The following is a 13,709-nucleotide window of genomic DNA, read 5'->3' as shown; positions in this document are numbered from 1 at the left end:
TTTTATACGCTTTGTTCTCATACCTTCGTGCTCGTAAAGTAGCGCACAGTTCGCTTTCGCTTTGCCGTGCGCTGTTCTCGCTTATTCGATTGTTTGCATCTTTAGGGCTTATCTAAGTGACATTGAACCGAGGTTCTCTCCTGTTTTTTATTTAGTTGAACGCTTCATCATTTTGTTCGGCGAACATGCGCTGCACACGGTCGAGCAGGATGGGATAGCCGGCGAGTGTTGGGTCGGCGGCCAGCAGCGCTTCCGCTTCCTCGCGGGCGTTTTGCATGAGCGCAAGGTCAGCCGCCAAATCCGCAACATGCAGTGCGGGCAGGCCGTGCTGCCGCTGACCGAAAAAGTCACCCGGACCGCGCTGCGCGAGGTCTGCGCGTGCGACCTCGAAGCCGTCGCCGGTCCTGCACAGGATGCGCAGGCGCTCCCGCGCGACCTGTCCCTTGTCCGCGCCGAAGAACACGCAGTACGACTGCCGTGTACCGCGGCCGACACGTCCGCGCAGCTGATGCAGCTGCGACAGACCGAACCGGTCTGCGTCCTCGACCACCATCAGATTGGCGTTCGGCACGTCCACACCGACCTCGATAACCGTCGTTGCGACCAGAATATCGTATTTCTGCGCTGCAAAATCGCGCATAATCTGATCTTTTTCCGCGTTTTTCATCCGTCCGTGCAGTACAGCCACGCGCCGGTGCGGAAGCAGCTTCTGCAGGTCTTTTGCGTGCTGTTCCGCACTTTTCAGCTTGGTTTCTGCATTTTCGCTGTCCTCGATGAGCGGACACACGACGTAAGCCTGCCCACCGAGACCGACCTGCTTGTCGATGAAGGCAGTAATACGCTTGCGCATATTTTCGCCCACGGCGTAGGTCTCGACCGGACTTCTTCCGGGCGGGATCTCATCCAGCACGGACACATCCAGATCGCCGTACATGATGAGTGCGAGCGTGCGCGGAATCGGCGTAGCCGACATGACGAGCACATGCGGCGAGCCGCCTTTCGCAGAGAGCGCGGCACGCTGCGCCACACCGAACCGATGCTGCTCATCCGCGATAACGGCACCCAGCCGGTGGAACTGCACACCCTGCTGAATGAGCGCGTGCGTGCCCACGACCACCTGCGCCGCACCGGTCTCGATGGCGGCCAGTGCCGCACGTTTCTGCGCGGCAGTCATCGAGCCGGTGAGCAGCGTGCACGAGATGCCCAGCTTATCCAGCATGGGTGCAAGCGTCTCCGCGTGCTGCGCGGCGAGGATTTCGGTCGGCGCCATGAAAGCCGCCTGCCAGCCGTTCTGCGCGGCCAGCGCACACAATCCGGCCGCTACCACTGTCTTGCCCGAGCCGACATCGCCCTGCACCAGCCGGTTCATCGGCCGTCCGGAGGCGCAGTCTGCCGCAATCTCCATAATCGCACGCCGCTGTGCGCCGGTCGGTGTAAACGGCAGGGCTTCAAAGAACGAATCCAATCCATTCGAGGTAAAAACAATGCCGGAATCCGCCTTTCGACGCTCCTTCAGCTGCTGCAGGCCGCAGCAGAGCAAAAACAGCTCCTCGAATACCATGCGTCGGCGCGCCTGCGCCACATCGTCCTTGGTTTTCGGTCGGTGAATTGCAGAAAGTGCGTCTACTGCGTCCGGCAGGCGGTATTTCGCCCGCAAAAGTTCGGGCAGCGGATCGGGCCATTCACCGGTCAGCGTGTCGAGCGCGGCAGCGGTTACACGCTCAAGATCGCGCTGGGTCAGCCCCGCCGTCAGCGGATAGACCGGCACGATGCGTCCCGGGTGGTCAGCGTCCGGTGCGACCTTCTCCGACTGCGGGGAAACCATCGTGCGGCCGCGCCCGAATCCTTGCACCTTGCCGTAGAACACATACTCCTGTCCCACGCGGAGCTGCGCCGCAGCATACGGATTGTTGAAATAGGTGACGTTCAGCGTGCCGGTTTCATCGTAAATCGTACACTTAACCAACGTCAGGCCCTTGCGGATACGGTTGACCCTGGGTTCGGTGCCGACCACAGCGCGCACAGCATACTTGTCCTCCATGTCGATTTCCGCAATCGGCGTGATGTGAGTGCGATCCTCGTAGTCGCGCGGGTAGGTCTCGAGCGCGTCACGAAGCGTGCGGATATGCAGTTTTTCGAGCAGCTTCGCCTTTTTCGGGCCGATGCCCTTGACGAACTGGATGCTGTCATCAACCGATGGCATGGGGATTCTCCTTTGGGAATTTTGATTTGCAAGGCGCCCGCTTTACGGGGTGCACGAACCGCTCATGCGGTTCGCCCTTGACGGGCGGCACCCTTTTTCTGCACCGATTGACCGGGGCGCACGAACTGCGCAGGCGGTTCGCCCTTGACAGGCGGCAGCTTTTTCCTGCACCGGAAAGCCGGGGCGCACGAACTGCGTAAGCATGTTCGCCCTGACGGGGCGGAGAGTTTTCGCTGAACCTCAGCAAGGGATGCGCCGCCTGCGGGTGGCGGGAACGTCGCGGCGCCCGCCGCGGGGACGACGCCGTACCCACGGCGGTGGGCAAAAAGGAAGGGACACCTGCGGTTTGCCCGTAGGCTGCTAAACATTGTTCCCGCGCCGTGCGCGGATTAAATGAGTGCCCTTCCTCTTTGAACTCCTACCTTTCCCTTGCTTCCTAATCTGGCGCAGATTGCCGACATGTGACCGCTTCGAAACAGGGGTACGGCAGAGGATTTTTTCTTCCGTGTCTTTCGAAACCTGTTCGCAGGGTCAGATACCGTTCTGCTACACATGTGGGTTAGTTTCCGCAGGCGCAACATGACCGTGTTGCGCAACTCTTTGGCGCGTTGTAACGCACGGCACCTACGAATTAAGCGTTTGGTACAATTTATCTTCACAGACCCTATCTATCATAACGCGCTCACGAATTGCGCGGCACTGTCATGCCGCGCCCTGCGCAGAGTAGCCCGTATGTGTAGCAGAACGGTATCTGGCACTGCGTATAGGTTTCGACATGGGAGCACACTGTGCTCCCCTACGGTAGAAAAAATCCTCTGCCGTTCCCCTTTTCGCAGCGGTCACATGTCGGCAATCTTCGCCAGACTAAGAAACAAAGGGAAACGGGAGTTAAGAGGGTAGAAACCGCAGGTGTCTACCCTCTTGCCCACGCCGCGGGGCGCGGCGACGTTCCCGCCGTCCACAGACGGCGAAATCCCCCGCTTGATTTCAAGCGAAAAACCTCCCGCCCGTTAGGGGCGAACACGCCTGCGGCAGTTCACGTCCCCCGCTCAGCCGGACTGAAAAAAGCTACTCTCAATACTCGCGGTAAACCGCCTTGACCACACCTAAAATCTGGCATCCGGTGCCGTTGATCGGCGGATACGCCGGATTCTCCGGCATGAGCCATACACCGTCCGGCGTGATGTTGAGCGTCTTACAGGTAGCCTCATCCTCGAGCAGCGCGATCACGATGTCGCCGTTGCGCGCCTGTATATCCTGCCGGATAATGACCAGATCATCATCCATAATTCCCACGCCGATCATCGAATCGCCGCGAATACGCAGCGCGTAATACTCGCCGCCGCCCGCTGCCGGCTCGAACGGCACATAGCCGATATGCTCCTCTACCGCGAGGATCGGCATACCGGCGGTGACGCGGCCCAGAATCGGCACGCGCGGCACCATGGAAGGGCCGCTGACCGGCGTCAGCGCACGCGATTTATGCTCATTCGGCTCCAGATAACCGGCCTCCTGCAGCTTTTTCAGGTGCGCATGCACGGTGGACGGCGACCGCAGTCCCATCTCTGCACCAATCTCGCGCACCGAAGGCGGATAGCCGTGTTCGAGGGAATAACTGCTTATATACTCCAGTATCTGCTGTTGTTTGGCGGAAATCTTCTTCATTTTCGGCACTCCTCGCTGTTTCCGTCGGAACATACGTTCGTAATTTTATCCTTATTATACCGCAATCCGCTGCAATAAGCAAACATTTGTTTGCATTAATCTGCACGAATTTTCCGCGTTATTCAACACTATCCTTCAATTTATCCATTTTCTGCCGCCGTGTTGAAAAATAACGCAGTTTCATCACCGCATTGCTTGTATTTTACATGATTTTGTTATATCATATAAGCAGCAAAAGTATTGATTATTGCAAGGGGACCCGCATTCTGCACCCCTAACTCGCAGGGAGGTTTTTATATGACCATCAAGACCGATCTCGGATATATCGACATTACCAACGAGGTGCTGGCCGGCATTGCCGGTTACGCAGCATCCTCCTGCTTCGGTGTCAAAGGCATGACCATCCGCTCCATGTCGGACGGACTGGCGCACCTGCTCGGACTGGAAAACCAGTCGCGCGGCGTAAAGGTCACCGAGGCTGTGGACGGCGGTGTCAACATCGACCTGCACATTGCAGTCGAGCACGGTGTGAATATTGCCACCGTCTGCCGCTCTATCATCGGCGAGGTACGCTACAACGTTGAGCGTCTGACCGGTGTGGACGTGAAGAACGTCGATATCTATGTAGAGAGTATTAAGGCGGACTGACCTATAGGGGACTTCGCAAGTCCCCTATATACGGAAGTCAGTTCCGGAGAAACTGACTTCCGATACCCGAACGTCGCCGTCCAGGACGGCTGAGTCGGGGTAACAAAACCCACGCACATGTCGCGGGTTTTGTTGCGGCGAAATACGCCGCTGATTGCATGCCGCGGCGTAACCGCGGACGTCTGCGGACGGGGCCAATGGCTCGGATTGCCCGAAGGAAATCCTGCCATGCGGTTACGGTTTGCAAGCAAACCGAAATCTTATTACGCGCAACTGCGCGGTTACTTTTTTTAGGGAGAGATTAAATTAAATGGCAGATCAGAAAATCAACGGTGCGCTGTACCGGTCCATGGTGATCGAGGGCGCACTCGCCATTGCCGAAAAGAAGGAACAGGCAAACGAACTGAACGTATTCCCAGTGCCGGACGGCGATACCGGCACGAATATGTCCATGACGATGGGTTCCGCGATGGCTGAGATGGAAAAGCTCGCTGAGCCGACCCTCGCCAAAGCGGCGGATGCGACCGCTTCCGCGCTGCTGCGCGGCGCGCGCGGCAACTCGGGCGTTATCCTGTCGCTGCTGTTCCGCGGCATGGCGAAAAAGCTGCGCGAGACCGAGGAGGCTGACGGCCGCACACTCGCGCTTGCGCTGCGCGAGGGCGTAGACACCGCCTACAAGGCGGTTATGAAGCCCGCTGAGGGCACCATCCTGACCGTATCGCGCGTTGCGGCACAGCACGCGGTCGAGCTGTGTCAGGCCGAGCCGACGCTCACTGCAGAGCAGGTTCTGGCAGCGATCATCGAGCAGGGCCACACCGCACTCGAGGAGACCGTTCACCAGAATCCGGTGCTTGAAAAGGCAGGCGTGGTTGACGCCGGCGGCTTCGGCTTTATCACCATCTTCGAGGGCATGCTGGACGCGCTGCGCGGCATCCACAAGGAACGTGCTGTTGCGGCAGAGCCGACCAAGTCCACCGCAGACTTCGCTGCGATCAACGACGAGGACATCACCTTCACCTACTGCACCGAGTTCATCGCATCCCGCAAGGACAAGGCGCGCAATGTTGCTCGTCTGCGCTCTATCCTGAACGAGATCGGCGATTCGCTGGTTGTTGTCGAGGATGATGATATCGTCAAGGTACACGTTCACACCGACCAGCCGAACAAGGCGCTCGAGGAGGGTCTGAAATTCGGTCCGCTGCTGACCGTTAAGATCGAAAACATGCGCGAGCAGCACACCGCCAAGGTAATCGAGGGCACGGCAGACGCGCCCAAGGAGCGCGTGATCGTTCCGGCAGAGAAGAAGTTTGGCTTTGTAGCCGTTGCTGCCGGTGAGGGTCTCCAAACCCTGTTTACCGACCTCGGCGCGGACGTTGTCGTACAGGGCGGACAGACCATGAACCCGTCCACCGACGATATTCTGCATGCTGTCGATGCCGTTCCGGCAGAGATCGTTTTCGTGCTGCCGAACAACAAGAACATCATTATGGCTGCCGAGCAGGCGGTTCATCTCTCCGAGGAGAAAAAGGTGATCGTCGTGCCGACCAAAACCATCCCGCAGGGCATTTCGGCCATGCTGGCAGTCGATCCGGAAGCTGAGCAGGACAGCGAGCTGGCGCTTGCCATGCTGGACGCGGCAAAGCACGTCCGCAGCGGTCAGGTGACGTATGCGGCCCGCGACAGCGAGTTTGACGGCAAGAAGATCAAGCAGGGCGAGTATCTGTCGCTGTGCGAGGGAAAGCTGTGCGCTAACGGCAAGGAAACCTCGGTCCTCAAAAAGCTGGCTCGCGAGATGGTCTCCGACGACAGCGCGTTTGCAACCGTTATCTTCGGCGAGGGCGTTACCGAAGAACAGGCCGCCGAGGTCGAGAACCTGCTGCACAAAGAAAACAAGGAGATGGAGATCAACGTCATCAACGGCGGTCAGCCGGTTTACTACTACATCATTTCGGTGGAGTAAACCATCCCCTAAGCATAAAAAAGCATCGGAAACTGCGTTTCCGATGCTTTTTTCGTGTAATTTCGTCTGCTGCGATTTACTTTACAAGCTCAGCTGCCATATCGAACATGGTCTGTGCGTCCAGACCGGTATCATAGCCGCTGATGAGGTACGTTGCGCCGTCCTGCTCCCAGAGCACGGACTGGAACATCTTATCCTCCACCTCGTCCGAGCCATAATAGCTGATAACGAGTTCGCCGTTCTTCTCCTGCTGCTTTTCCTCGTCAGACTTCTCGTAGTCGTCCGGTACGAAGCGGTAGTGTGCATCGCGATAGGTCAGCGTAACGCCGTTTACCTCGGCAGTCGTTGCCGGAACCGGATTCTCCATCTCGTCCTCGGTGAACACGGTGTAGCTCTTATGTGCGGACAGATTCAGCTCCGCGCCATCCTTCGTGTAGGTCGCGTCCACCTCGGCGATTTTCTCCGTTTCACCCACACCATTCCGTGCGATGGTATCCACATCAGAGCCGTAGCTGAACGTATACTCGCCAATCTTGTCCGGCAGCGTGAGCACTACACCGGCATCAGTCAGATGCGCCTGCGTGCTCGACAGATCCAGCCGCTGGTCAGACCAGCCCTTACTGAAAATGCCGCCCATGCCGCCGGCGGCGAATGCGCCGGTCACTGCGATAGCAGCGACTGCGGCAACCGCCACAAAGCGTTTGCTCCACAGATGACGCTTGCGTGCCGGTGCATTGTTCAGCGCGAATTTGACGCGCGTCTGCATCGAATCCGGTGCATGCAGCTCATCTGCACACTGATGCAGCATTTCCTTGATTTCGCGTTCCATTTTGATTTCATCCATGATTTGCAGCCTCCTTCGGCTTCCGTTCTTCGGTCAGCGCCTGCCGCAGATGGCGGCGAGCGGAAAAAAGGCGGGATTTCACCGTTCCCTCGGTCACGCCGGTCGCCTGCGCGATCTCGCGCACCGAGCGATCATCGAAGTAATACAGCACCACGGTCACGCGGCGTTTTTCGTCCAGCGTATCGAGAGCGGCGTACAGACGACGCTGCTCATCCGTCCGCAGCACGGCGGACAGTGCGCTTTCGCTCTCACCTGCATCGAAAAATTCGGATACCGGCGTTTCCCGTTTGGCTTTGCGGCAATACTTCCACGCCGCGCGGGACAGCGTTTTGAGCAGCCACGGCCGGAATTTGCTGCCGTCCCGCAGCGATTTGATGGACTGCGCACAGGTGACAAAGGCCTCCTGCGCCAGATCCTCGCCGTCCGTCCTGCTGCCGGTGATCAGGCACGCAAGGCGGTATGCATCGTCCTTGTAGCGCTCGTACAGCTCATCGAACGCCTGCATATCGCCGTGCTGCATGCGGCTGACAAGCTCTTTATCGTTCATAACTTTCTATCCTTTCCCTGGGTGCGTCTGTATATAAGAGCAGCCAGTTTGGACTCGGTTCATTTTATTTTCAGTGAAATCCGCGTCCTTCGACGCACCCGAGTATAAGAGCCGCGAAGCGGCAGGCCGGTTCATTTTTATTTAACGGACACTTTGTACAGTTTTGACGGTTGCGTTTAACGTGTATGTATTCTATACTTAATTTATAAAATCTGGATTGTGCCGCTGTATCGTGTGGTCGCTTGCGAAGCGAACCTAACTCGCCTGCCCGGCGAGGGCACAAGAAGGAGACAACCTGCGGTTTTCTCCTTCTTGTGAATCTTCCTCTTTCCCTTAGAGGGCACGGCGAAAATCGGAGAGACGAGACCGCTCCGAAAAGGGGAACGGCAGAGGATTTTTTCTTCCGTAGGGAGCACAGTGTGCTCCCCTTCCCCTGCCTATACGCAGTGCCAGATACTCTGCTGCTACACAGGCGGTTCCGTCTCCGCAGGCGCGACATACCCGTGTCGCGCAACCCTTTGGCACGTTGTAACGGAAGGCACCTGCGGATTTAGGTATTCGCTACAATTTATCTTCGTAGGCCCTGTCTATCATAACACGCTAACGAATTGTGCGGCACTGTTATCCCCCAGGGGACCTTCTCTTGCCCTACGGACAATTCACCTTGTGCCGCACCCAGCGTAGATTTAACCGCATGTGTAGCAGTAATCTATCCGACACTGTGAATATGCGGATACATGGACGCGCAAAGCACGTCCTGCGGTAGAAAAAATCCTCTGCCGTTCCTCTATAGTCTCAGTTCTGAACAACCACCGTGCCCTCTCAGGAAAGGGGTGATTCACAAGAGGGTGGAAACCTTGGTGTCTACCCTCTTGTGCGCCTGCCGCGTAGGCAAGATTCCGCTCGCTTCACAAGCGACCATCCCCCCGTTAAGGGAAAAAGAAAGGAAGTGCTTCCATGAATCAGCACCAATTCTTCACAGGAGAAATTTTCGACGCCTACCGCTGGTTTGGCGCTCACATAGAGCAAAACGCTGTCGTTTTCCGTACCTTTGCACCCAATGCCAGCCGCATTACGCTGACCGGCGCGTGCAACGGTTGGACCGAAACCGATCTGGTACAGGACGGCCGCAGCGGCTTCTGGTCGGTCTCTGTGCCGGACGCCCGCGCAGGCCAGTTTTACAAATACCGCATCTACGGCCCGGACGGCTCTGTCACCGAGCACTGCGATCCCTACGGCTTTGCCATGGAGCTGCGGCCTGCCTGCTGCTCGATTATCACCGACCTTGACGAGTACCGCTTCACAGACGAGGCGTGGATGGCTGACCGCACGGCTTCGCCGGACGCACCGCTGAGCATCTACGAGATGCACCTCGGCTCGTGGATGCGCAATCCGGATGACGCAAACGGCTGGTACACCTACGATGAAATCGCCCGCCGACTGATTCCCTATCTGCAGGAAAACGGCTACACGCATGTGGAGTTTCTGCCGCTGTCCGAGCACCCGTTTGACGGCTCCTGGGGCTACCAGAACACCGGATTTTTTGCTCCGACCTCGCGCTACGGCACGCCGGCACAGCTGAAACTGCTGATTGACAAGCTGCATCATGCCGGTATCGGTGCGATCATGGATTTTGTACCGGTACACTTTGCCGTAGACTCCTACGGTCTGGCGAAATACGACGGCACGCACCTGTACGAGTACCCGCACAGCGCGGTCGGCGAAAGTGAATGGGGCAGCTACAATTTCATTCATTCCAGACGGGAAGTACGCTGTTTTCTGCAGTCTGCAGCCGATTACTGGCTCACTGAGTTTCATTTTGACGGTCTGCGCATGGATGCGGTCTCGCGCCTGATCTACTGGCAGGGCGATCCCGCGCGCGGCATCAACGGCGACACGCTCGACTTCCTTAAAAATATGAACCGCGGTCTGAAAGCCCGCCATCCCTCGGCCCTGCTCATCGCTGAGGACTCAACTGCCTATCCCGGTGTCACCCGTCCGGTGGACGAGGGCGGCTTGGGCTTCGACTACAAGTGGGATCTCGGCTGGATGCACGACACGCTCGAGTTCTGTCAGACCCAGCCGGATCTGCGTCCGCGCGATCATGGCAAACTGCTCTGGTCGATGCATTATTTTTCCAACGAACACTATCTGCTGCCGCTCTCGCACGACGAGGTTGTGCACGGCAAGGCGGCAATCGTGCAGAAAATGTGGGGCGCGGACGAATGCGACAAGTATGCGCAGGCGCGTGTGATGTATCTGTATATGTTCACACATCCGGGTAAAAAGCTGAATTTCATGGGTAACGAGCTGGGTCAGCTGTACGAATGGAGCGAAGCCGGTACGCTGGACTGGGCACTGGCCGAGCGTCCGTTCCACCGTTTTTTCCACAGTCTGTGCAAAACTTATGTGGAGAATCCCGCGCTGCACGCAGATTATGCGCCGGATAATTTCCGGTGGGCGGAAAATCATGCGGATGCGCCCTGCGTATTCGGCATGGAGCGCCGTGCAAATGGAGAAACGCTGCTCGCCCTGTGCAATTTTGCGGACAGCGAACAGGAATTCACCGCTTCCCTGCCGAAGTTTACGATTCTGCTTGACAGCAATGCCGCGGAGTTCGGCGGCACCGGAGAGACGCTTGCCGTCTCCCGCAAGGATAGTCTGTGTACGGTTGCGCTGCCGCGATACAGTGCGGTTCTGCTCAAGCTGTAAAATCGAAAAGCAGCCGAAAAGGATTTCTTTTCCGCTGCCGTATACAATTACCAACTGCTAATTTCTCATTGCGAATCAAAAAGCGCTCTGCCAAAAACAGAGCGCTTTTCCTATTTATTCGACCGAAATCGGCTTTACCATCTGATAATGCAGTCCGTTCTCATCGCGGTACTCGCCGCGCTGCAGAAAACCGAATTTATGATAAAAACCTTGTGCACGCATGTTTTTCTCGGCAACACGAGCACACAGCTCGCGCTTGCCGAGCGCACGGTACACGCTGATGGCCTGACCGAGAATCTGTCCACTCAGACCGCAGCCGCGGTAGTCACCGGCAATGCAGAAGCCGCCGACCAGACCAATCTCCGGCTGCTCCTCCCACCAGGTTTTCAGGTAAACGAGTGCGGCTTCTTCCCCGCTTTCCAAACAGCCGAAGGTGCACGCCCGCGGCGAAACCTTCTGTGCCCGCTCTACATCGCGGATGAGCGCATCCGGATCGAGGTTTGCATCCGTACCGTAGGCATTCTTGTGCAGTTCGCGCATGAATCCCACGATTTTATCCACATCCTGTGGATTCTTTGGGTCAACGCGGCGGAACCAGATCTGCGGAGACGCCGGAATACCCTTGGTATTCGTCCATCCAATGGACGCAAACGTGGAGTATTCCTGCGGCAAATGCGAGGCATCATTCTCGTAAACCACGTCGATATTGCCGTTTTCGTCAAATTCCAGCTTGGCAACACAGGTGTTGTCACCCCAGCCGATTTCTCCCATCTGTTCGGGTGCAAAGCCGTGTGCAATCGTCAGCATGCCGCGAATCGCACTGCCGTGCGTCACTACTGCGACCTCTTTGCCCTCATTTTCGCGCACAATCGCGCGCACGCCGTCCAGCATGCGCTGACCGGCCTGCATGACCGTCTCGCCGTGCGGCGGCGCTGCTTCCCACGGACGGGCACACCACAGCGCGTACTGCTCAGGCCATGTGTGCGGCAGCTCGGCCCACGGAATGTCCTCCCAGTCTCCCATATCAATCTCGCGCAGCACCGGTCGGGTCTCCACCGAGAGATGATGCGGCTCTGCCACAGCCTGTGCCGTTACGCGTGCGCGGAACAGGTCGGACGAGTAAACCGCCGCAAGCGGCACGTTCTCAAACCGCTTTGCCAGATACGGCAGCTGCTTGTACGCCCGCGTGGTCAGCAGCGCGTTGTACTGGCCATGACACCGGCGGTATACATTGCCCTCTGCCTCAGCGTGACGGATGATGTAGACCGTGGTTCTCATCAGCCTACCTCAACCGCACCGGACAGCTCGGTGACAGACTTCACGCCGTGTGCATCCAGCCACTCGTTCAGCTCGGCAAGCGCCTTGACCGGAGCGGTCGGGTCGTTGAACATCACCGTACCCATGGCAACCGCGTCTGCGCCCGCAAGCATCATTTCGACAATATCACGTCCGGTTCGGATGCCGCCCATGCCGAGAATCGGCACGGAAACCGCCTTACGCACCTGATATACCATGCGAACCGCAACCGGGAACACCGCCGGACCGGACAAACCGCCCATTACGTTGGACAGGATCGGCTTGCGCTTTTCGATGTCAATGCGCATACCGAGCAGTGTATTGATGAGCGAAAGCGCGTCCGCACCTGCGGACTCCGCCGCGCGTGCAATCTCCGCAATATCGGTGACATTCGGGGACAGCTTGACGATCAACGGCTTCTTCGCCTTGGCCTTGGCTGCCGAAACGACCTCCTCGACCATCTTCGGCTGGGTGCCGAAGGCCATGCCGCCGCATTTTACGTTCGGACAGGAGATGTTCATCTCGATGAGGTCAACATCCGCATCCGAAATCTTCTCGACCATGCCCTCGTACTCCTCGACCGTGTTGCCGGAGACGTTGGCGATAATTTTGGTGTCGTACCGGCGCAGGAACGGAATCTGCTCCTCGATGAAACGATCAATGCCCGGGTTCTGCAGACCGACACAGTTGAGAATACCCTGCGGGGTCTCCGCGATGCGCGGCGCCGGATTGCCGAGACGCTCGGTCGGTGTCAGACCCTTAACGCCGATTCCACCAAGCTGGGACAGGTCAAAAAATTCGCCGTACTCATGCCCGAAGCCAAAGGTGCCGGATGCGGTCGTGATCGGGTTTTTCAGCTCAACGCCGCAAAAGTTCACTCTTAAATCTGCCATTACCACTCGACCTCCTCAGCATTGAACACCGGACCGTCCTTGCAGACATGACCGTAACGGGTTTCGCCATTTTCCGACTTGAGCGCGCACGCACACACCAGACAGGCACCGATGCCGCAGCCCATGCGCTCCTCCATCGAAACCTGACAGGGCACGCCGGCTTCCTTTGCAATCGCCGCAATCGCCTTCAGCATAGGCTTCGGACCGCAGGCGGCAACGCCGGTCGCACCTGCCACCTGCTCCTTCAGCACATCGGTGACAAAGCCGTGACGCGCGTAGGTGCCATCGTCGGTGGTGACAAAGGTCTCACATTCATCGCGGAAGTCGCCCTCAAGGATCACCGCACCCTTGTTGCGGAAACCGAGGATTGCGGCAGGCTGTGCACCCTTTTCTGCTGCCGTGCGAACACAGCCAAGCATCGGCGGTACGCCAATGCCGCCGCCGATAAAGATCGGACGATCCCCCAGCGCCTGCACGTCAAAGCCGTGTCCAAGCGGTCCAAGCACGTCGAGCACATCGCCAACCTTGCGTTCGCTCAGCCACTTCGTGCCATCGCCCTTCACCTGAAAAACAATGCGCAGATGGCTGCCCTGCCAGGTGCAAATCGAGATCGGGCGGCGCAGCAGATGGCCCTCGCCGCATGCAATGTGGACGAACTGACCGCACTGCGTCAGTTTAACAATTTCCGGTGCGTCCAGCACCATCAGATACAGACCCTCGCCCAGCCGTGTATTTTCTACAACACGGCAGTTTTCCTGAATCGACATAACATTTCTCCCTCCGTTGATCGGTCTGCCGACGAAACAGTGGATTTTTCGACAGCAGGCGAAAAATTTTTCGATAGTTCTATTGTACAGGAAAATCGGGAAAAAGAAAAGATTCTCCTGCATTTTATGCAAAAGAAAAAGCAGCAACTTTCGTTGCTGCTTAGATGTAGGCGT

The 13,709-nt window shown here is 57.6% G+C and carries 10 protein-coding genes; 3 read left to right on the top strand and 7 right to left on the bottom strand.

The window, feature by feature from the left end; translation table 11 throughout:
* Positions 1-151: 151 nt before the first annotated feature.
* Together recG and lexA are read right to left on the bottom strand one after the other, a co-directional pair.
* Positions 152-2,209 carry an ATP-dependent DNA helicase RecG gene (gene recG, locus DW724_RS03725; protein WP_256372139.1) on the bottom strand — a complete coding sequence of 686 codons (2,058 nt, stop codon included), beginning with the start codon at positions 2,207-2,209 and terminating at the stop codon, positions 152-154.
* A gap of 1,068 nt (positions 2,210-3,277) precedes the next feature.
* Positions 3,278-3,868, bottom strand: coding sequence for a transcriptional repressor LexA (lexA, locus tag DW724_RS03720; protein ID WP_118760721.1), 591 nt, complete (start codon positions 3,866-3,868; stop codon positions 3,278-3,280).
* A 297-nt stretch (positions 3,869-4,165) separates the two neighbouring features.
* On the opposite strand from lexA, the gene DW724_RS03715 reads away from it, so the two are divergent.
* Both DW724_RS03715 and DW724_RS03710 read left to right on the top strand, forming a co-directional pair.
* A complete protein-coding gene (locus DW724_RS03715) occupies positions 4,166-4,516 on the top strand; it encodes an Asp23/Gls24 family envelope stress response protein (RefSeq protein ID WP_118360094.1) in 351 nt (116 codons plus the stop codon).
* A 310-nt stretch (positions 4,517-4,826) separates the two neighbouring features.
* Positions 4,827-6,476 carry a DAK2 domain-containing protein gene (locus DW724_RS03710; RefSeq protein WP_118760720.1) on the top strand — a complete coding sequence of 550 codons (1,650 nt, stop codon included), beginning with the start codon at positions 4,827-4,829 and terminating at the stop codon, positions 6,474-6,476.
* A 76-nt stretch (positions 6,477-6,552) separates the two neighbouring features.
* Here DW724_RS03710 and DW724_RS03705 read toward each other — a convergent pair whose 3' ends face one another.
* Together DW724_RS03705 and DW724_RS03700 are read right to left on the bottom strand one after the other, a co-directional pair.
* Entirely contained in the window at positions 6,553-7,320 is a 768-nt protein-coding gene (locus DW724_RS03705) for a hypothetical protein (RefSeq protein WP_118760719.1), read from the bottom strand.
* Positions 7,313-7,867 carry an RNA polymerase sigma factor gene (locus DW724_RS03700; protein WP_110435521.1) on the bottom strand — a complete coding sequence of 185 codons (555 nt, stop codon included), beginning with the start codon at positions 7,865-7,867 and terminating at the stop codon, positions 7,313-7,315. Before DW724_RS03700 ends, DW724_RS03705 begins: the two co-directional genes overlap by 8 nt.
* A gap of 957 nt (positions 7,868-8,824) precedes the next feature.
* On the opposite strand from DW724_RS03700, the gene glgB reads away from it, so the two are divergent.
* The gene (gene glgB / locus DW724_RS03695) at positions 8,825-10,579 is read left to right on the top strand and encodes a 1,4-alpha-glucan branching protein GlgB (RefSeq protein ID WP_118760718.1); all 1,755 of its coding nucleotides are present in this window, start codon (positions 8,825-8,827) and stop codon (positions 10,577-10,579) included.
* A 114-nt stretch (positions 10,580-10,693) separates the two neighbouring features.
* On the opposite strand, the gene DW724_RS03690 is transcribed toward glgB, so the two are convergent.
* Genes DW724_RS03690 through DW724_RS03680 form a run of 3 tightly spaced genes read right to left on the bottom strand, consistent with a single transcriptional unit; the run spans position 10,694 to position 13,535 of the window.
* Positions 10,694-11,857 (bottom strand): bifunctional histidine phosphatase family protein/GNAT family N-acetyltransferase, encoded by a 1,164-nt coding sequence (locus tag DW724_RS03690; RefSeq protein ID WP_118760717.1) that lies wholly within the window; start codon positions 11,855-11,857, stop codon positions 10,694-10,696.
* Entirely contained in the window at positions 11,857-12,768 is a 912-nt protein-coding gene (locus DW724_RS03685) for a dihydroorotate dehydrogenase (RefSeq protein WP_110435524.1), read from the bottom strand. Before DW724_RS03685 ends, DW724_RS03690 begins: the two co-directional genes overlap by 1 nt.
* Positions 12,768-13,535, bottom strand: coding sequence for a dihydroorotate dehydrogenase electron transfer subunit (locus DW724_RS03680; RefSeq protein WP_118284560.1), 768 nt, complete (start codon positions 13,533-13,535; stop codon positions 12,768-12,770). Before DW724_RS03680 ends, DW724_RS03685 begins: the two co-directional genes overlap by 1 nt.
* Between the last annotated feature and the right edge of the window lie 174 nt (positions 13,536-13,709).

The sequence above is a fragment of the Butyricicoccus sp. AM27-36 genome, assembly GCF_003480945.1.
Classification (GTDB): Bacteria; Bacillota; Clostridia; order Oscillospirales; family Butyricicoccaceae; genus Agathobaculum; species Agathobaculum butyriciproducens.
The sequence above is the reverse complement of the archived record's forward strand: the minus strand, read 5'-3'. Positions and strand labels throughout refer to the sequence as shown.